The sequence below is a fragment of the Frankia sp. CgMI4 genome (assembly GCF_001756285.1).
In the GTDB taxonomy this organism is placed as follows: Bacteria; Actinomycetota; Actinomycetes; order Frankiales; family Frankiaceae; genus Frankia; species Frankia casuarinae.
Genome location: NZ_MAQZ01000098.1, coordinates 1 through 18,955 on the forward strand (window position 1 = coordinate 1; position 18,955 = coordinate 18,955).

The window sequence follows — 18,955 nt, forward strand, 5'->3', positions numbered from 1 at the left end:
GGGACCGCACCCGGGCCCGTCCAGCCATCCTGGCGGCCCATAAAACTTGACAGGATTACATAGCGCTGTTTATCTCTACATGTTCGTGTGATGGAAGCCGGTGTGATTCCGGCATGGTCGCGCCACTGTGATCGGCCCGTCCGTCCTGGACGGTCTCGGAAGTCAGACCCATTGCCCGAACCCGTCCTACCCGTGGAACGCGTGATTCCAGTGGAGGTTCTCCTCATGGCGCACCCCGCCGTCTCCCCCGCACCGCTCGCCCAGCCGGCCCTGCCGGCCCTGCCGACCATCCCGATGCGTGAGCTGGTGCCCTTCCTGCTCTTCGGCGGGCTGCTGGCGCTGCTCGGGCTGTACTTCGTCGGCGCCGAGCAGGGCGCGCTGTCAATCTTCGGCGGGAACTACGTCCACGAGTTCGTGCACGACGCCCGCCACCTGCTCGGCTTCCCCTGCCACTAACGCCTCCTCCCGATCTGTTCCAGCGAGGAGACGCTGTGGCACGAACACTGTTGATCCGTGGCATGCTCGTCGGTCTGGTCGCCGCCGTGCTCGCCTTCATCGTCGCGAAGACCCTCGGCGAGAGYCAGATCGGTCACGCGATCACCTTCGAGTCGGCGGGCGAGAGTTCCACTCATGCRCACGAGGCGGTGGGTCTCGCCGCTCACGCGCACGAGGAGTCCGAGCCGGTGTCCCGGACCGTGCAGTCGACGCTCGGTCTGTTCACCGGTCTGCTGCTCTTCTCCGTCGCCATCGGCGGCATGTTCGCCCTGGCGTACGCGTGCGTGCAGGGCCGCCTGGGCACCCTCGGGCCCCGCGGGACGGCCGCCCTGGTCGCCCTCGCCGGGTTCACCGCGGTCTACCTCCTGCCCGATTTGAAGTACCCGGCGAATCCCCCCGCGATCGGCAATCCCGACACGATCGGCCGGCGGACCGTCCTGTACTTCCTCATGATCCTGATCTCGGTGATCGTCGTGGTCGGGACGGGTGTGGCCGCGCGGCGGCTCACCGGCCGGCTCGGCGGCTGGAACGCGACGATCGCCGCCGCCGTCGGCGGGCTGGTGGTCCTGGGCGTCGTCTACGCCGTTCTGCCCCACGTGCACGAGACGCCGGAGGGCTTCCCGGCCGACGTGCTGTGGCGGTTCCGGATCGCCTCGCTCGCCATCCAGGCGACCGTCTGGGCGGCCATCGGCCTGCTGTTCGGCACGTTGACCGAACGCGCGTTCCGACGTACCGCGGCCCCCACCAGCGCGATCGGTGCGATCGGTGCCGCCGGTGCGGCTGGCCCTGGTTAGTTGCGCGCCGACCGTGGCCCTGCGGGCCGCCCGGTTCCCTATCGACGAGCCTCTCGACGCCGACGGGCTGCACCGAGCCGCCGGCGCCGCCGAGGCGGTAGCGGCTGGCGCGCTTCCCGCGACGGGACGGGTGCTCTGCGACGGATCCGCGCGGGCCTGTCAGACCGCCGCCGCCCTGGGCCTCGGTGCCCGCAAGGGTGACGTCACCATCCCGCGGGCCCCGGGCCTACCCGTCGTCCCCGAGGTGGATCCGGCCCTGCGCGACCTGGACGTCGGGGCCTGGCGGGGGCGCAGCCTGGACGAGATTCCCCCGGACGAGCTGCGCCGGTGGCACAGCGATCCGGCGGTGGCCCCGCCGGGCGGCGAATCCCTACTGAGCTTGCTCAGCCGCGTCGAGAACTGGCTGGTCCGGCGAAGCACCGAACCGAGCCACATCATCGCGGTGACCCATCCGGCGGTCATCCGGGGCGTGCTCGTGGCCGCCCTGCGCTGCCCGGTCGAGATGTTCTGGCGGATCGACGTCGCCCCGTTGACGGCGACCCTCCTGCACCATCGGATCGGCGCGGGCGGTCATGACGGCACGACCGGCACGCAGCCGAAAACGGAGAGTGCCGCGACCAGGACCGCGACCGGAACCGGAACCGGAACCGACTGGACCTTGACACACGTCTGCCGCCCGCTTTAGCGAGATCCGCCGGGTCCGGCGTCCATCGGCGCCGGCGCGCGGATGGGAAAGCTCATGGTCGCCCAGGGGCTCGGGGTGACCGTTCTGCCCGACTACAGCATCGTGGGCGACCCGCCCGAACGCAGCGGCGTCATCACCCACCGCTCGCTTGGAGGTCGAGTGAAAATCGCATCAGAATCGTCAGGTTCGACCGGTTTCCCGGCCCGGCCACGAGGCTGCCGCGGCCCCTTGACGCGCGGCACCGTCCGGATGGAATCATGGCCGTGGGTCCGAACCCCCAGGTGGCCCCAGGTGGCTAGATGACCCCGGGTGAGAGGCGGTCGGGTGGGTAAGCACGCGAAACCGGTAGCCTGCCCGACCTGCAACGGCAGCGGGAAGATCACCGTGACCAGCGACGGCAAGAACGAGACCGTCTCCTGCGGCGTGTGCAAGGGCTCAGGGAAGGCGTGAGCGTCCGCCGGGTGAACCGCGAGGATTTCATCCCGGATGAGATCTGGGTCCGGGACGAGGACGGGTTCTTCCTGGTCCCGCTCCGGCGCCAGGATGATCCACAGCGGTGGTCGGAGCTGTGCCGCGGCGACGACGGGATCACGACGCAGRTCGACGACGGGACGGGCAGGTACGACGGTAGGGGCGTCATACCGACCAGTTCCAGCAGCGCGCCGTGGGTCATGGCCCGGATGCTCGACCTCCTCGATGTGCGGGACGGGATGAACGTCCTCGAGATCGGTACCGGGACCGGCTATAACGCGGCGCTGCTCGCCGAGCGGACCCCGACCGGCCAGGTCACCACCATCGAGATCGATCCGGGAATCGCGGGGCACGCCCGCGCGGCCCTCGCCAGAATCGGCCGTCCGGTGACGGTGGTCGTCGGGGACGGCGCGGCGGGGTTTCCCGATCGGGCTCCCTACGACCGGATCATCGCCACGGCGTCGGTGGTTACCGTTCCCTACCCCTGGATCACGCAGACCCGGCCGGGCGGGCGGATCGTGCTGCCGTTCACGAGCGAGTTCGGTGGGGCGCTGCTGTCATTGACCGTCGCGGACGGCACCGCCTCGGGCCATTTTCATGATGATGCGGGTTTCATGCGGCTGCGCGGCCAACGGGCCGACAGACCCGTCTGGTGGCTCGGCGAGGACGACGCCGACGTCAGAACAACCTGCCGGTATCTGGATGAGCCCTTCGCGGACGCCGCGGCCGGATTCGCGGTCGGCCTGTGGCTGCCCGGCTGCACCACCGGGCAGATCGAGGAAGGCGGCCCGGCGAGAACACTTCTGCTGTCCCACGCGGCGTCACATTCGTGGGCGTCACTGACCGCCGGGTCGGACGGGCAGTCGGACGGGCACGAGGTCACCCAGTATGGGCCACGACGGTTGTGGGACGAACTCGAAATGGCCTACGACTGGTGGGTGAACGCAGGGCGGCCGTCCTGCGCCCGCTTCGGGCTCACCGTCACCCCCGACGGTCAGACATCCTGGCTGGACTACCCGGAGCGGGTCATCCCGGCCTCGTGACCCCCGCGGACGAACTGGCGCGACGGCGAACTGGCGCGACGGCGAACTGGCGCGACGGCGAACTGGCGCGACGGCGAACTGGCGCGACGGCGAACTGGCGCGACGGCGAATCGCCGAGGGTTGGTAACGGTCTCCGGTCTTGAAACCGCGCCTAACCCTCGGCAACTCTCTGTCATCAAACAGTCGACGTCATCAAACGGTCGACGTCGCCGACCATCGGTGCATCCGCGGGGTCAGCACCTCGGATCCCTGGATCCCGGATCCTGGGATCCAGGGCCCCGGGCGATCGGCGGCCCTTCACCGCTGCGGCACTACCGCGGCAGGCCGAGCCACCGGGCCCGCCGGCCGGCGGGCGGCGGTTGCTCGTCGGCAGGACCCGCGCCGACCGCGACCATGGGTGCGGGCACCCGCACCGGTGCGTCCCACCGGCGACGCGAGCCGGTCCCGATGACCGCCGTCGGCAACGCGTCCATCGGGTCGACGAACCGGCCGGTCGACTCCTCGAGCACCCAGATGCGCGCGTCGGCGATGTCGAAGTACAGGCCGACGAGTTCCAGCGTGCCACGTGCCAGGGCACGGCGCACGGCCGGATGCGCGCGCAGGTTCTCCAACTGCTGCGCCACGTTGGCGCGGCCCAGCCTTTCCACCGGGGGCAGATCCTCCGTGCCGGCGGGGGGCGTCCGCTCAAGCGAGGCGGCGGCGTGCGACAGCCAGCCCGCCAGGGCCGAGTCGGGTGYGCCGTCGAGCGTGCCGGACAGCAACGCCTGCATGGCGCCACAGCCGGAGTGGCCGCACACCACGAGCGAGGGCACCCGCAGGACGTCGACGGCGTAGTCCAGCGCGGCGGTCACCGACAGGTCACCACTGCGCCGCAAGGGCGCGTCCGGGTCGGATCCGGCGGGGTCGTCCACCGGGACGATGTTCCCGACATTACGGATCGTGAACAGGTCGCCGGGACCGCTGCTGGTGATGATGTTGGGAACAATGCGGGAGTCGGCGCAGGTGAGGAACAGGGCGCCGGGCTGCTGTCCCCCGGCGAGCGCGTCGAAGGTGCCCCGCAGGAGCGGGGCGGCCCGCCGGTGGAACTCGTTCACCCCGAACAGCATCGTGCTGACGTGGTCGAATGTCCGGTCGGGGGAGGCCTGCGCCGGCACCGACGCCGCCGGGTCCGGGCCCTGGACTGGGTGGATCGCCGGCGGAGTGACGCCGGCGGGCTGGGAATCCGAAGACCGCGATCCCGACGAAGGGGAATCAGACGAAGGGGWATCAGACGATGACGAGGCGAGTTCCAGTTCCTGCCACTGCGACCAGGGCGCGAACCAGCGCGGGAGGTGCGGGACGACRGTGCGGCGCCGTTGCTCCGCGACCTCGGCCGGCCGGCGGAACCAGACCTGGCCGATCTCGTCGACGCTCACCGTCCCGCCGGACGCCTCGTGGTTCGCGCACCAGCCACGCAGATGCTCATAGGCGGCGTGATCAAGGTAGTCGACGATGAGTTCGATCGAGACGGGGGCACCGGCGGGGATACGGCCCAGGATCCGCGCGAGGCGGGGCAGGGACAGGAAGCTCAGCGTCCCCTCGACCTCCACCTGCCAGAGCTCGCCGGTGCGGACCAGCCGGACACTCGACCACAGCACCCGGCGCAGGACCAGGGCGAGCGCGGTGAGCAGACCCAGGGCGACGCCCTGCAGGAGGTCGAGGGCGACGACACCGACGATTGTCACCAGGTAGACGGGCAGCTCCCCGTGCCGGCGGACGTGGCGCAGATGCGCGACGTTGACCAGCCGCGCACCGACGACGACGAGCAGGCCGGCGAGGGCGGACAGCGGGACCCACTCCACCATGCGGCCCAGGAACACGGCGAACAGCAGCACCCAGACGCCGTGCAGGACGGCAGACTTCCGGGTACGCCCGCCGGAGGCGACGTTGGTGGAGCTGCGCACGATCACCCCGGTGATCGGCAACCCGCCGGCCAGGCCCGAGACGAGGTTCGCCGAGCCCTGCCCGAGCAGCTCGCGGTCGAGGTCGACGCGCGGCCCCCGCCAGCCTCGGGTGGTGGCAAGCTGGTCCACCGCGACGGCCGAGAGCAGGGACTCGACGCTGGCGACGATGGCCACGGTGACGACRCCCAGCGCGATGCCGGACCAGTCGCCGTGTGGGAGGCCCGGCAGGGCGACCGCGTCGAACAGGGACGAGGGCAGGTCGACCCTGGGCAGGTCGAAGCCCGCGACGGCAGCGAGCAGGGTGCCCGTCACGACCGCCGCGAGATAGGCGGGGATGGCTCGGACGGCGTTCGGCAGCCTCTTCGGCAACCGGGGCCAGAGCAGGATCGTGGCGATGGTGACGAAGCCGACGAGGGTCGCGAAACCGTGCGGATCGATGATCGCCTCGGGCACTGCCGCGACGTTCTCCCAGGCGTGACTCTCGGCCTGTCCGCCCAGCACCACGTGGAACTGGCCGAGGACGATCGTCAGCCCGATGCCGCCGAGCATCCCGTGGACGATGGCCGGCGAGACGGCCAGGGAGGCGCGGGCGACCCGGCAGAGCCCGAGCAGGATCTGCAGAATCCCGGCCCCTGCGGTGATCAGACAGGTAACGCGCCACCCGTAGGTGTGGACGAGGTCGGCGACGATGACGGTCAGCCCGGCGGCCGGCCCGCTCACCTGCAAYGGCGCACCGCCGAGGGCGCCGGCGACGACGCCGCCGATCACCGCGGCGAGGAGACCCGCTGCGACCGGCGCCCCCGAGGCGACGGCGATGCCCAGCGACAGGGGCAACGCCACGACGAACACGACCAGGGAGGCCTGGAGATCGGGGCGCAGGGGGTTGTGGTCACCCCGGGTCCGGCGCACGTTCTTGGCGGTGGACCCGGACATGGGCGGCGAATGGCTGTGCCGGGACGGTGACGGCGGGGAAACCGAAGCGGTCATGGCATCCTCCTCGAGTTCGATGCGGCGGGACGGGTGTCTCGTCGGAGATCGGCCCCGAAGTGTGACCATTGGCGACGGTTTGCCGGCGCCCGTCGGACACCGCGGTCCGACCACATCCGACGCCCACCCTGGACCCGCAGAAACGGAAAGTGACTAATGATGCACAGATCTCAACGTGCGAGTCCACAGCCGAGTTTCCCTCTGTGACAGACGCCCCATTTATGCGTGACGCTGGACACCTTCTGTGGCATCTGCTCCTGGGCTCGGACCAGCGGCGCGACGGCGGCCCCGGGTCGCGGCCGGACGGGCGGGCATCACGTTTGGGCGGGCATCACGTTCGGGCGGGCATCACGTTCGGGCGGGCATCACGTTCGGGCTCGATGCCCGGCGGCGGCACGATCGTGCCTGGAATCCGCATGGAAGAGGTGCACCGTGAGCACGGACAGCTTCGACGCGGTGATCGTCGGGGYCGGTCCAAACGGGCTGACCGCCGCCCTGACGCTGGCCGAGGCCGGCTGGCGGGTACTCGTCCGGGAGGCCGCGGGCACTCCCGGTGGTGGGCTGCGAACAGAAGAGCTGACGCTGTCCGGCTTCCGGCACGACGTGTGCGCAACCGTCCTGCCGCTCGCGCTCGCCTCCCCCGCACTGCGCGCCTTCGGCACAGGCCCGACGTCCTCCGCGAACCCGACGTCCTCCGCGAACCCGGCGTCCTACGCGGACCCGACCCCCACCGCAGGCCCGACCCCGACCGAGGGGCTTCGGTGGGCGCATCCGCCGGTGCCGCTCGCCCACCCGCTCGACGACGGCCCGGCGGCGCTGCTGCGCCGCGACCTCGACGCCACCGCGGCGGGCCTCGCCGACCGGGACGGCGTCGATTCCGGCTGGCGCCGGCTGGTCGGCCCGCTGGCGTCCGACGGCTCGCGGCTGGCCGAGGGCGTGCTGGCACCGTTCGACCTGCCGCCCGCCGCGCCCCTGACCCTCGCCCGGTTCGGCGTGCGCGGGCTGTGGTCCGCGACCGCGCTCGCCCGCGCCGCGCTGCGCGGTGAGGCGGCGCGAGCGCTGTTCGCCGGGCTCGCCGCCCATTCCATGATCGATTTACATCGCCCGGTCACCGCAGGCTACGGGCTGTTCCTCGGGGTGCTCGCGCACCAGGTCGGCTGGCCGGTAGCCGTCGGTGGATCATCATCACTGGCGGAGGCCCTGGTCGCCCGGCTGCGCGAACTCGGCGGCGAACTGGTCACCGGCGCCCCGGTGACCAGCCTGTCGGAACTGCCGCCCGCGCGGGCCGTGCTGCTCGATCTCACCCCTCGCCAGGTGCTCGCGGTCGCCGACGCCGCGCTGCCCGGCCGCTACCGCGCCGCGCTCGGCCGATACCGGTACGGACCGGGAGTTTTCAAGATTGACTGGGCGCTCGACGGACCGGTGCCCTGGCGCGATCCGGCGGTCGCCGGGGCGGCGACCGTGCACCTGGGCGGCACGCTCGCCGAGATCGCCGCGGCCGAGCGGGCCGTCGCCCGCGGCCACCATCCAGACCGGCCGTTCGTACTGTTCGTTCAGGCGTGCGCCGCCGACCCGAGCCGCGCCCCGGCCGGCCGGCACACCGGGTGGGCCTACTGCCATGTCCCACTGGGCTCCAGCGTCGACATGACCGACGCGCTCGAGTCCCAGGTCGAACGCTTCGCCCCCGGATTCCGCGACCGGGTGCTCGCCCGCCACGTGATGGGACCGACGGCGCTGGAGGCGCACAACGCCAACGAGATCGGCGGCGACATCGGCGGTGGCACCGCCGACCTGCGCCAGTTGGTCGCCCGGCCGGTGCTCTCGCCACGCCCCTGGGCGACGCCGCTGCCCGGCGTCTACCTGTGTTCCGCCGCCACCCCTCCCGGCGCCGGGGTACACGGCATGGCCGGGCTGCACGCGGCGACCCTCGCCCTCAGCCGGGAGCGGCGAGCGGCCTGGCCCGTAGGTCGGCCGGGATGAGATCGTCGCCGACCCTGATCTCGCCGTAGGCGAGACACGCCGGGAAATGCGCGACATGCCGCCGCCTACGGACCTTGTATCCCGCCTGGAGACACTCCGGCGGTAACCGCCCGGGCGCCACGCCGACCATGAATCACCGCCTTTTCATGACCGTCCCTCCATGATGGGGGTCGGCCGCCGGCCCGCAGGCGGCCCGCATCACCGTTGGGTGACCGCAGACCAACCGATAGGTGAGCTCCCCCCGCCGCACCCGCCTGGCCAGACGGGAATGATATCGTTCAGCCGGATCTTTTCATCGCCGCGGAAATCGGGGAAATGTTATGCCGCTGGCAGGCTACGGCGTCTTGAAAGGCCGGCTACTCGACCGGCGCAGGGAGGGCGGGCACGACAGCCCGCACTACCAGATACACGTCGAGGGTGGTGGCTCTTTCCGAGTCGCCGTAAACGTTCTGTCCGCCCAGCCCCCGTCCKAACTGCTGTACATCGCGGTCGAGGAGTTCCACCATCCGATCCTCGACCGCCTCGTTGACCTGCCCGACGGGTTCACCCCCCTGAAGTCCAGGCCCGGCGGTCTCGCCCTGGACTTCGTCCGGGGCAACCTGTTCGATCGCACCKGGCTGCACGCGCTCCCCCCCGACCGCCCCGGCCCGGACAACGACCTCGCCGACCGCCTCGACCACCACGTCCAGCGTGCGACCGCCGATCCGACCAGCCACATTTACGCCTTCGGCCAGCGATGGGGGCCCGAGCCCACGAAACCAGACAAGATCTTTGGCTTCGTACCCGGCAACGGCGTGCATGACGTCCACATGAACCAGGGCAACAGCGGTCGCTTCATCGCCGACGACGGCAGCTGGCAGGACGGTGCCCTGCTCTTCCACTTCCCCACCGCGGGCCGCTGGACAGCACTGTTCCTGGCCTTCCAGAGCCAGGCCTGGCACACCGACGACACGACCGGCCACACCCTGCGCGCCGTTCCATCGGCCGGACCGGGCGGCCAACCAGCCCCCGGGGAACCCGACCGGCGCCTGCGCATCGTCGCCGCCCTGGTCAACCCCATCGGACCGGCACCGGAAGCCGAGTCCGTCACCCTGCTCAACACCACCCCAGGGCCCGTCGACCTCACCGGTTGGACGATCATCGACAGCGGTCGGCACCGTTTCCCCCTTCCGCCCACCAACCTGCCAGCCGGGGACACCGTGCGGATCCCGCTCGCACCCCCGGTCGGGCTGGGCAACCGGGGCGGCATCATCACCCTGCTTGATCAGGACGGTCTGAAAGTCGACGGCGTCGCCTACACCGCCACCGACGCATCCCGCGAAGGACACACCATCATCTTCTGACCTCGGATCACCTTTCGGCCCCGGATCACCTTTCGGCCCCAGATCACCTTTCGGCCCCGGATCACCTTTCGGCCCCGGATCACCTTTCGGCCCCGGATCACCTTTCGGCCCCGGGTCGCCTCCGCCTCGGATGGGTCTTCTCCACCGCGGGAACCCGCGCTTCGATGATGCTCCGGGCGGGACCCCGGTGGACCGGGTAGGCGAGCCGCAGCAGGTGGTGGCCACCTTCGACACCTACAGCGAGGCCGAGAGGGCCGTCGACCAACTTTCCGACCTTGGTTTCCCGGTGGAGAAGACCGCCATCGTCGGCCGCGGCCTGCGCACGGTCGAGCAGGTCACAGGTCGGCTGACCTGGACCTCCGCCGCCGGCCTGCCGGCTCCCAGGCTCACTGCCGGCACGGCCTGCCGGCGCCCAGGCTCATTCCTGGGCCTGGGCTACCGGCAGAAGCCCGGCCCTGCGCCGCTCGGTGTAGCGGACGAACRCAAAGGCGTCCCGAGCCGCCTCGATGCCGTCGTCCGCGAGYCGACCGGCGAACCGCTCCCGGATGGCCGTCTCGACCGCGATGATCGAAACGATTCCGGTCAACGCGGCAAAGCCACCGAGCAGAGCCGTGTTCGGTAGCGGATGCCCCAGCTCACGCTGGGCGATCTCGCTGGCGGGCATGCTGATCGTCCGCTCGGGCCGGTACCGGGTGAGCCTGGGCAGCCCGAAATCGTCAAGGTCGCGTGCCGAGTCGAGCAGGATGAACCCATCCGCCCCGAGTCCATGGAACACGTCGGAGACGTGCAGCAGCGCCGCGTCCCGGACGATGACCGCATCCGGGAACACGACCGGTTCCCACCCGGGCAATGGATCGTCGTCGATCCGGCAGCAGGCGACCGTAGGGTGGCCGATGTGTTCCGGCCCGCCGGCCATGGATGCCTGTCCGTAGCGACCCTCCGTAACTGCCGCGATGGTCAACAGCTCGGCGATGGTCAGCACGCCCTGACCGCCGAACCCGTGAATTCGTACCGCGAACATGACGGACCTCGTCTCTCCCGACCAGGCTGCTTCTCAATGCTGCTTCGCGACGCCCCGTCAGCTGCCAGGGTCCTCTCCGCGGCCCGACAGCGCGGTGAGTAGCCGGCGGCGGGGGCGACCAGTGGATCGCGGGCCAGGATCGCCATCGTGCGGTCGTCCCCGTCGACCCCGTGCGCATGGATGGCGAGCTGCGCGAAAAGGCGGTCAAGCAACGTGTCAGGCGAGTCGGTTCCGATCCGGCCGGCGGACAGGGATTCCGTCCCGAACTGTGTGCCGTGCGCGTCGCGCGCCTCGCTGATGCCGTCGGTGTACAGCAGTAGGCGGTCTCCGACGTCCATGGTCAGCGATCGGGACGACCAGATCTCGCTTCCGGCGAAAAGGTCAGACAGGATGGGCCCGGTCGGACCGAGCGACCGTGGCTCGCGGGCGCAGCTGCCGCCGCCAGCCGCGGACCCGGGCAGGTGCAGGGCGGGCGGATGCCCGGCGTTGACGTAGACCACCTGGCCTGACCGGGCATCGACGACGGCGAGAAAAGCGGTAGCAAACATTTCCCCGATATCGCCGGGTCCAGCGATATCGTTCATCGTGCGATGCATGGTCGCCTCGGGCTCCTCACCCGCGAGCAGGTGCCGGCGCATCGCCTCCCGAAACCGTCGCGCGAACCTCGCGGCCTGCTCGCCGTGTCCGGCCGCGTCGCCGACGCAGATGGCGAGCCGGCCGGCGCCGATATCGACCACCTCCACCCAGTCTCCGCTCGAACCGGGAGTCRCGGGATGCGACCGCCAGAATACCCCCAGACGATGGGCGTTCTCTCTCACGCCCCCGATCACACAGGCCGCGAGATCGGTCTCGTCCCAGGATTCTGCAGCCGGAAAGTTGCACACGGACGACCTCCAGAACGGCGCCTCGCGGGGAGAACTCAGTGGCCCTCGACATCTCAGACCCGTGCTCAGTCCTGCACCAATAACAGGTCATTCATTCGACTTCGGTCATCCGCCGAACATCAATATTGACGATCAGATCGGCCCAGCACGCATACTGGCCGACCGCACGCTCCTGCCGGGTCACCCGCAGGACTCGTGCCGGACGCTCGGGACCGGCCTTGACGACCGTCTCCTCGATGAGATGACCATCCGCTGTCATCCATTTCATGTGTCACCGCCTTCCTTGGCGTCGACGCGAGGCCATGGGACCTGATGACACAACCTGACAACCTGGCGGAATCAGCGACGACGGATCATTGTTCAGTCGTTCACGCGAACCCGACGGGTCAGCCGAACCGAGGGTCAGCGGTCCCGGCCGAACAGCGTGGCCGTGTCCTCGATCGGGTTCCCCTGCCGGTCGTAGACGGCGACGCCCAACGACCTCAGTGTCGACGCGCTGCACCGCAGGTGATGGGCGCACAACAGCACCTCGACCTCATGKGAACGCGTGTCACCGGGGACAAATATYGCCTGCGCCACCGGTTCGGAGGGGCAGCAGCAGGACCGACTGCCCGGTTYGATCGCCCGGTACGGTCGGTGCGTGCCCGCAGCCGCTGTGCCGTTCTCCGCGGCTGACGCCGGAGCTGGCATCGAGCGGGACAGGCGAAGGGCGGGGAGATTCACGGGAAGGTTCATGAGTCAACCATCCCGCGGCTGCCGCCTGGTCACATGGGCCGATCGTCCCCCCTCAGCGGACCAACGGTCTCCCCGCGCAGGGGCGCGGCCCAGTGTCACAGGGGCGCAGCCCAGTGTCACAGGGGCGCGGCCCAGTGTCACAGGGGCGCAGCCCAGTGCAGGTGGGTGCCCCCGCCTGCCGGTGTGGTGAGGGTGAAAGATCCGCCGAGCTGCTCGGCCCGGGTCCGGAGGTTGTCCAACCCGCTGCGCCGGCCGCCGGGACCTATGCCGACACCGTCGTCGATCACGTCGACGACCACCGACTCGCCGGCCACGCCGATACGGAGCTCGACGGTCCCGGCCTGCGAATGCCGCGCCGCATTGGTCAACGACTCCCGGGCGACAGCGATCACCTGGTCGGCGAGATCGTCACCGATCACGGTTTCGAGCGGTCCGGAGTAGCGGACGGTCGGCGTGAAGCCGAGGGCCGGACGCACGTCCTCGGCGATCCGGTCGATCGCGGCGTGCAGTCGGCTTCGCTTGGACGCGCCGCTGGCACGCAGCTCGAAGATCGACCGCCGAATGTCCTTGATCGTAACGTCAAGGTCCTCGACGTACTGGTTGATGCGCTCGGCGTTCGATGGACGTTCGTACTGGGCGATGTCCTGCAAGCCGAGCGCAACGGCGAACATCCGCTGGATGACGTGGTCATGCAGGTCACGGGCGATGCGACCACGGTCGGCCAGGACCACCAACCGCTCCCGGTCGGCCTTGACCCGCGCCAGTTCCAGAGTGATCGCGACGTTGCCCGCGAAGCTCGCGGCACTGGCGAGATCGGTGTCGCTGAAGGGACGCTTCCCCCGGTTTCGACCGACAAGCAGCACTCCGGACACGTGGTCGGTGCCGGCGACCATCGGGAGGACGATCAGGGGGCCGGTGGCGGCGTCCCGTTCCTCGGGGAGGGCGTCAAGCTGCGCGTCCTCCACGCGCAACGGCTGCTGCTCGGCCATCACCCGACCGGTGAGGGTGCCGTCGAGAGGTATCCGCTGACCGGCGCCGGAAACGGTGTCCGCTCCGACGGTGACGGCGACGGCGACCCGCGCGCTGCCGGCCTCCTCGTCGCGCAGGACGATGGAGACGAACTCCGCGTCGGCGACCGTGCGGACGCGTTCCGCAACAGACTCGAGGGCGCCGTCGGCATCGGCCATGATCTGGCGGGTCACGTCGGCGGACGCGCTCATCCACCGGTGCCGCTGCTGGGTGTCGTGGAACAGCCGGRCGTTCTCGATCGCGACACCGGCGCTGGCGGCCAAGGCGAGCGCGAGTTCCTCGTCCTCGGCGGTAAAGGCCGTGCCGCCGCGTTTCTCGGTCAGATAGAGGTTGCCGAACACCTCGCCGCGCACGGTGATAGGTACGCCGAGGAAGGTCCTCATCGGCGGATGGCCGGGGGGGAAGCCATACGCACTCGGGTCACGGGAGATGTCGTCGAGGCGACGCGGCCGAGGATCATCGATCAGTAGACCGAGCACCCCGTGGCCGGTGGGCAGATGACCGATTCGGTCGACGTCCCGCGGGTCCATGCCGGCGTGGACGAACTCCTCCAGGGTGCGGTCCGGCGCGACGACGCCCAGCGCCCCGTACCGGGCGTCCAGCAGCTCGCACGCCGCCTCCACGATGTGCCTGAGCAGCACCGGCAGCCGCAGGTCCGTGGCGATGGCCCGACTCGCCGCCAGCAGCCCGCGCAACCGGCTCTGCGTGGCCAGCACATCCTGGGCCCGGTCAACCAGCTGCGTCAGCAGTTCATCGAGTTCGAGCCGCGCGACGAGCGGGAAAGTCAGGTTCTCGCTCGTCGGTGAGCCCGTCGAAGAGACCGACGAAGAGACCGACGAAGGGTCCGTTCCCGCCCGCTTCTGGCTGGCTGCGGACCCAGTTTCCATGCCCACGCCCGAACAGTACTAGAACCGGTTCGGTTGCCGCGGACGCATTGGCGATCCCCATCAGCTGTCGATGCGTTACCCGCGCTCGGCGGTGGCCGCTCCCGGGCCATCCGGTCTTCCCCGAAACACCCAGAGCACCCGAAACACCCAGAGCACCCAGAGCACTGCGGAACATCGCTTCGCGTGCCGATCAGGCCGCGGCGCGGCKGGCGTTGTGCAGCGACTCGGYGATGGCCACCGCCGTATCGATGATCTTGGCTTCCGGCCAGGGTTCGATCCGGGAGACGGTGTCGGCGAGACGRCCAAGGCCGACGGACCCTGTGGCGCTGGTTGCCGCGGTGGTTGCCGGGGAACGCCGGTCGGTACGGGTTGCCGCGAGATCGGGCGGGGCCGTGCAGCGCAGTTGCACCAGGTCCGCGAAGGCACGGCGAGCGACATCGGCCGCTTGCGCGCGCTGGCTGTGCCGGTTCCACGGTGCGTCGACCACGACGGACTCGCCGCGGCGCAGCGCTGTGCCGGCCTGGCGCAGCAGTTCCTGGTGGACCGCGTCGACGTCGTCGGCCGGTACCCATCCCCCTGCATCTGCCCATCCCCCCGCCGCGAGATCGTGACGGTTGGCCGAGGCCGCCAGGTCCGCCGCGGCGTCGTCGAAGCGGAGCACGGTCCACCGCTCCGTGCCGGCGAGCCCGCCGGCGAGCGTGGACTTCCCGGTGCCGCGCTGGCCGCCGACCAGCACGAGTCGGACCCGGCCCCAGCGCAACCGGGCCAGTGCCAGGTCAGCGAAGGCCCGCGCCTCCGCCGCCGCGTTCTCGCCGGCCGCGACACGCTGGCACGCCGCCTGGCAGCGCCCCAGCGCGGCCAGCGCCCAGTAGAAATCCTCGAGCGACCGAGGATGGGTCTCACCAGCCATCTCACGGTAGTGATCGAGGAAGAGCCGGGCGAGATCGCGGCGTCCGAGCCACTCGAGGTCGGCTGCCAGGGCGCAGGCGTCCGCGAGGACGTCGGCCGCCCGCAGCCCGGGTTCGAACTCCAGGCAGTCGAGCACCCTGGGCCCGTCGTCGAGGCAGAAGATGTCCGCGGCGGACAGATCGCCGTGCCCGTCGCGGATCCGCCCGGCCTCGCGCCGCTCCCGCAGGAGCTCGTCGCGGCCGTCGAGGTACCGCACGGCGAGACGGTTCACATGGTCGAGGATGCTGGCGCTCACCGCCGCGCCATGGTCACGCTGTACCCGGGCGAAGCAGGCGTCCCACCGCCCACGCAGACGGTCCAGGCCACCTGCCTCGGCGATCCGGGACGAGGTCTCACACCGGGCGTGGAAGTCGACCAGCACCCGGGTGAGGGCGTGGATCTCCGCCCTGACCTCGGTGCCACCTTCGGCAAGCGTCGACAGCCGGCGCGCCTCGGGTAGTCGCCGCATCACGACCATGTGGTCGCAGGGCTCCCCGTCCGGTCCGATGACATCRGCGACGCCGAGGTAGACGTCGGGCGCGAGGCGACGATTGAGTCTCACCTCGGCCTCGCAGGCGGCCAACCGCGCCTGCCTGCCGCGGAAATCCATGGCACCGAGGTCGACCGGCTTCTTGACCTTGAAGACACGATCTCCAAGGAAGACGAGCACGGACCGCGCCGTCTCGACGACCCTGGCAGGAGGCCCCGACGCCACCGTCGGCGCCACCGCTGGCGCCGAGGCCGAGGCGCCTCGCTCCGCCGGGAGCGGGTTCACCGTGGTCTCCAGACTCATGGCACGAGCCTGCCCGCGTCCCGGCGGCCGCGGCAGCATGCTCGGGTCGTGCATGGAGGGAACGAAGGTCCATCCTACCTGGGACCAACGTCCCCACCGTCCCCCGCCTCCGACGCGCCGCCGACGCGCCGCCGCGGTGGCTGGCAGACACCCGTCGACGCCGGGCCAAGGACCGGTCCAAGGGCCGAAGGTCCCGAACCCGGCATCCATTTCACAGCGTGGCGGCTCCGAGGACGGCACCGTATCCTCCTCCGCATGAAGACGATCCGGGTATTCATTCTCGACGACCACGAAATCGTGCGTAACGGTCTACGGCAGACCCTCGATCGCCACGACGACATCGAGGTGGTCGGCGAGGCCGGACTCGCCGCCGAGGCGATCCGCAGAATCCCGGCGCTCCTGCCCAACGTGGCCGTCCTCGATGGCCGGCTCCCCGACGGAAGCGGCATCGACGTGTGCCGCGACATCCGCTCCGCCCATCCAGACGTCGCCTGCCTCATTCTCACGTCCTATGACGACGACGAGGCCCTGTTCTCCGCCATCATGGCCGGTGCCGCCGGCTACGTCCTGAAGGAGATCCGCGGCAACGACCTGGTGAGCGCCATCCGCACCGTGGCCGCCGGCGGGTCGCTGCTCTCGCCATCGGTCACCCGCCGCGTCCTCGACAGAATGCGCCAAGGGCCCAGGGAAGACCCGACGCTGGCCTCCCTCAGCGCCCGGGAACGCGAAATCCTCCAGCACATCGCCGAAGGTCTCACCAACCGGCAGATAGGTACCCGGATACACCTCTMCGAGAAGACCGTGAAGAACTACGTCTCCAGCATCCTCGAAAAACTCGGCATGACCAGCCGGACCCAGGCCGCCGTCTACGCCCTGAAGAAGACGAGTGAGGACTGAACACCCACACCCGACCATCGACACACCCGACCATCGACACACCGGAGCATCGCTGTGCCTGAACCGGGTCGAAGGACCCACCCTGGTGGGAGCCAGGTCCCGGATCCAAGCACCGCGGGTCGGATGTCGCATACGCGGGCGAAGGGCACGCTCATCGCTGTCGGCAGGACGCCGACGAGGAGGTAGCGATGAGGAAAGCGGAGGAAAGCGACCTCACCGCCGAGGCCCGAGGCGCCACCGAATAGGATCATGCCGTGCCGACAGCACGAACACGCCCCGAGGTTCTGCTCGACGATCTGGTCGACCTCTTTCTGGCCGAGGGATTCCGCACTTTCACGCTCGCGCARCTCGCCGCGCGGCTGCGCTGTTCCAAGACGACGTTGTATGCCCTCGGGCAGTCCAAGGAGCAGCTTACGGTCAACGCGGTGAGGCACTACTTCCGCCGGGCCACCGCGCAGGTCGAGACCGAGACCGCCGAAGCCGCGTCCTCGGCCGACCGGCTCGTGGCCTACCTGGCGGCGATCGGTCGCGCGCTGCGTCCGGCATCGCCCGCGTTCAGGCTCGACCTCGCCGCGCACCACGTCGCCCGGGAGGTGTATGAGCACAACATCGCCGCGGCCGCCGCGCGTGTCCGTCAGCTCATCGGCGACGGCGTCGCTGCGGGAGAATTCCGCGATGTTCACGCGGCGTTCATCGCCGACACGATCGCCGCGACGATGGAGCGCATCCAGACCGGTCGCGTCCTTGCCGCCACCGGCTTACACGACGCCGATGCCTACGAGGAGCTTGCCTCGCTTGTGCTCGACGGCATTCGCAGCGTCACCGCAGCCGGAACCTAGCCGTCGCCGACACGCCCTAGCCGTCGCCGAAACGCGGAGCCGGTTGCGGATGGCGGACACCGTCCAGCTCACGGAACACGCCACGGGCGACGTTGTGCTCGTCGGCGGCCGCCTCGGCCAGTGACAGGACCGGCGCCACGCAGCACTCGGTGTCCCTGAAGAGGACGTGCCACTCGTCGCGCGGACGCTTGGCGAAGGTCTCGGTGAGCCTCGCCCGTATCGCGGGCCACCGAGCCCGATCCAGGTGGTCGCCGTGGAATGCCGGATCGTCTTCGAGGCCAAGCCGCTGGACCAGCGCACGAAAGAACTTCCGCTCCAACGCGCCGACCGCGACATACCCGCCGTCCTGACAGACGTAGGTGTCATAGAACGGGGCGCCGCCGTCCAGCAGGTTGACACCCCTGTCGTCCCGCCATGACCCCTCCGCCAGGAACCCGTGCACCATGCCCGTCAACAGCGCCGCGCCGTCGACTATCGAGGCGTCCACGACCTGACCGCGGCCGGTGCGTCGCGCGTGGAACACGCCCGCCAGTACCCCGAAGGCGAGCAGCATGCCGCCCCCGCCGAAGTCACCGAGCATGTTGACCGGCGGCACGGGCCGCTCCCCCGCACGGCCGATGGCGTGCAGCGCGCCGCTGACGGCCAGGTACGTGATGTCGTGGCCGGCGGTGTGGGCGTATGGCCCGTTCTGCCCCCACCCCGTCATCCGACCGTAGACCAGCCGCGGGTTGCGGGCCAGGCACTCGCGCGGCCCCAGGCCCAGCCGTTCGGCCACGCCGGGCCGAAAGCCCTCGAGGAACACGTCCGCGTCGGCTACCAGGTCGAGCGCCTGGGCGACCTGGCCGGCGTCCTTGAGGTCGAGCGTCACGGTGCGCCGGCCGCGGTCGAGGACCGGCGACCGCCCCCACGCGTCGGCCGGCCCGCCCGGCCGCTCGACTCTCAGCACGTCCGCGCCAAGGTCGGCGAGCATCATGCCGCAGAACGGCGCAGGCCCGATCGCGGCGAGCTCCACCACGCGGAGTCCGTCCAGCGGCATCATCAAGCCTCCAGGGTGACAGCGTCGCCCTGGCCGCCGCCCGAGCAGAGTGCCGCGCAGCCGAGGCCGCCACCGAGCTTGCCGGTGGGCGTGCGGGCGGCGCCGAGGGTAACGGTTCTGGGCATGCGGCGATAGTACCGTGGCG

Annotated in this window: 18 protein-coding genes and 2 pseudogenes; 11 read left to right on the forward strand and 9 right to left on the reverse strand. The window is 70.4% G+C overall.

Annotated elements, in window-relative coordinates; all coding sequences use genetic code 11:
- Positions 1 to 225 precede the first annotated feature (225 nt).
- The 6 genes and pseudogenes from Manayef4_RS17430 (at position 226) to Manayef4_RS17445 (ending at position 3,488) form a co-directional block, all read left to right on the forward strand.
- Positions 226 to 456: a CbtB-domain containing protein gene (locus tag Manayef4_RS17430; RefSeq protein ID WP_011437626.1), complete on the forward strand. Its 231-nt coding sequence runs from the start codon at positions 226 to 228 to the stop codon at positions 454 to 456.
- Positions 457 to 491: 35 nt separating this feature from the next.
- Positions 492 to 1,289, forward strand: a complete 798-nt coding sequence (locus Manayef4_RS17435; RefSeq protein ID WP_011437627.1) for a CbtA family protein — start codon at positions 492 to 494, stop codon at positions 1,287 to 1,289.
- Positions 1,252 to 1,974 (forward strand): histidine phosphatase family protein, encoded by a 723-nt coding sequence (locus Manayef4_RS17440; protein WP_108913823.1) that lies wholly within the window; start codon positions 1,252 to 1,254, stop codon positions 1,972 to 1,974. The genes Manayef4_RS17435 and Manayef4_RS17440 overlap by 38 nt, the downstream gene beginning before the upstream one ends.
- Positions 1,975 to 2,007: 33 nt before the next feature.
- Positions 2,008 to 2,124, forward strand: a pseudogene (locus Manayef4_RS26745) (LysR family transcriptional regulator); the annotation flags it as partial.
- A 174-nt stretch (positions 2,125 to 2,298) separates the two neighbouring features.
- Entirely contained in the window at positions 2,299 to 2,424 is a 126-nt protein-coding gene (locus Manayef4_RS26400) for a hypothetical protein (protein WP_023842045.1), read from the forward strand.
- Positions 2,425 to 2,435: 11 nt separating this feature from the next.
- Positions 2,436 to 3,488: a methyltransferase domain-containing protein gene (locus Manayef4_RS17445; protein ID WP_254665710.1), complete on the forward strand. Its 1,053-nt coding sequence runs from the start codon at positions 2,436 to 2,438 to the stop codon at positions 3,486 to 3,488.
- 311 nt (positions 3,489 to 3,799) lie between these two features.
- Here the strand turns inward: Manayef4_RS17445 and Manayef4_RS17450 are convergent, their stop codons facing one another.
- On the reverse strand, positions 3,800 to 6,418 hold the full coding sequence (locus Manayef4_RS17450) for a bifunctional SulP family inorganic anion transporter/carbonic anhydrase (protein WP_070132294.1): 2,619 nt from the start codon (positions 6,416 to 6,418) through the stop codon (positions 3,800 to 3,802).
- 432 nt (positions 6,419 to 6,850) lie between these two features.
- Between Manayef4_RS17450 and Manayef4_RS17455 the strand changes: the two genes are divergently transcribed.
- The 3 genes and pseudogenes from Manayef4_RS17455 to Manayef4_RS26750 form a co-directional block, all read left to right on the forward strand.
- Complete coding sequence (locus Manayef4_RS17455) at positions 6,851 to 8,398, forward strand: NAD(P)/FAD-dependent oxidoreductase (RefSeq protein WP_070132295.1); 1,548 nt, start codon at positions 6,851 to 6,853, stop codon at positions 8,396 to 8,398.
- Positions 8,399 to 8,718: 320 nt separating this feature from the next.
- On the forward strand, positions 8,719 to 9,741 hold the full coding sequence (locus Manayef4_RS17460; protein WP_070132296.1) for a DUF2278 family protein: 1,023 nt from the start codon (positions 8,719 to 8,721) through the stop codon (positions 9,739 to 9,741).
- Positions 9,742 to 9,955: 214 nt separating this feature from the next.
- Positions 9,956 to 10,096 (forward strand): annotated as a pseudogene (locus tag Manayef4_RS26750) (general stress protein); the annotation flags it as partial.
- 63 nt (positions 10,097 to 10,159) lie between these two features.
- On the opposite strand, the gene Manayef4_RS17465 reads toward Manayef4_RS26750, so the two are convergent.
- From Manayef4_RS17465 to Manayef4_RS17485, 6 genes are all read right to left on the reverse strand, one after another.
- Positions 10,160 to 10,762: a 2-oxoacid:acceptor oxidoreductase family protein gene (locus tag Manayef4_RS17465; RefSeq protein ID WP_070132298.1), complete on the reverse strand. Its 603-nt coding sequence runs from the start codon at positions 10,760 to 10,762 to the stop codon at positions 10,160 to 10,162.
- Entirely contained in the window at positions 10,717 to 11,505 is a 789-nt protein-coding gene (locus Manayef4_RS17470) for a PP2C family protein-serine/threonine phosphatase (RefSeq protein WP_232235242.1), read from the reverse strand. The genes Manayef4_RS17465 and Manayef4_RS17470 overlap by 46 nt, the downstream gene beginning before the upstream one ends.
- A 232-nt stretch (positions 11,506 to 11,737) precedes the next feature.
- Positions 11,738 to 11,905, reverse strand: coding sequence for a hypothetical protein (locus Manayef4_RS25095; protein WP_175443412.1), 168 nt, complete (start codon positions 11,903 to 11,905; stop codon positions 11,738 to 11,740).
- 143 nt (positions 11,906 to 12,048) lie between these two features.
- A complete protein-coding gene (locus Manayef4_RS26405; RefSeq protein WP_256388622.1) occupies positions 12,049 to 12,174 on the reverse strand; it encodes a hypothetical protein in 126 nt (41 codons plus the stop codon).
- A 344-nt stretch (positions 12,175 to 12,518) separates the two neighbouring features.
- Complete coding sequence (locus Manayef4_RS17480) at positions 12,519 to 14,297, reverse strand: GAF domain-containing protein (RefSeq protein ID WP_070132304.1); 1,779 nt, start codon at positions 14,295 to 14,297, stop codon at positions 12,519 to 12,521.
- A 190-nt stretch (positions 14,298 to 14,487) separates the two neighbouring features.
- Entirely contained in the window at positions 14,488 to 16,038 is a 1,551-nt protein-coding gene (locus tag Manayef4_RS17485) for an AAA family ATPase (RefSeq protein WP_070132319.1), read from the reverse strand.
- A 255-nt stretch (positions 16,039 to 16,293) separates the two neighbouring features.
- On the opposite strand from Manayef4_RS17485, the gene Manayef4_RS17490 reads away from it, so the two are divergent.
- Positions 16,294 to 16,935: a response regulator transcription factor gene (locus Manayef4_RS17490; RefSeq protein WP_070132306.1), complete on the forward strand. Its 642-nt coding sequence runs from the start codon at positions 16,294 to 16,296 to the stop codon at positions 16,933 to 16,935.
- Between the two features lie 254 nt (positions 16,936 to 17,189).
- Positions 17,190 to 17,774: a TetR family transcriptional regulator gene (locus tag Manayef4_RS17495; protein WP_011437639.1), complete on the forward strand. Its 585-nt coding sequence runs from the start codon at positions 17,190 to 17,192 to the stop codon at positions 17,772 to 17,774.
- Between the two features lie 16 nt (positions 17,775 to 17,790).
- Here the strand turns inward: Manayef4_RS17495 and Manayef4_RS17500 are convergent, their stop codons facing one another.
- Both Manayef4_RS17500 and Manayef4_RS26410 read right to left on the reverse strand, forming a co-directional pair.
- Complete coding sequence (locus Manayef4_RS17500) at positions 17,791 to 18,813, reverse strand: CaiB/BaiF CoA-transferase family protein (protein ID WP_011437640.1); 1,023 nt, start codon at positions 18,811 to 18,813, stop codon at positions 17,791 to 17,793.
- Positions 18,813 to 18,935, reverse strand: a complete 123-nt coding sequence (locus Manayef4_RS26410) for a hypothetical protein (protein ID WP_255353884.1) — start codon at positions 18,933 to 18,935, stop codon at positions 18,813 to 18,815. The genes Manayef4_RS17500 and Manayef4_RS26410 overlap by 1 nt, the downstream gene beginning before the upstream one ends.
- Between the last annotated feature and the right edge of the window lie 20 nt (positions 18,936 to 18,955).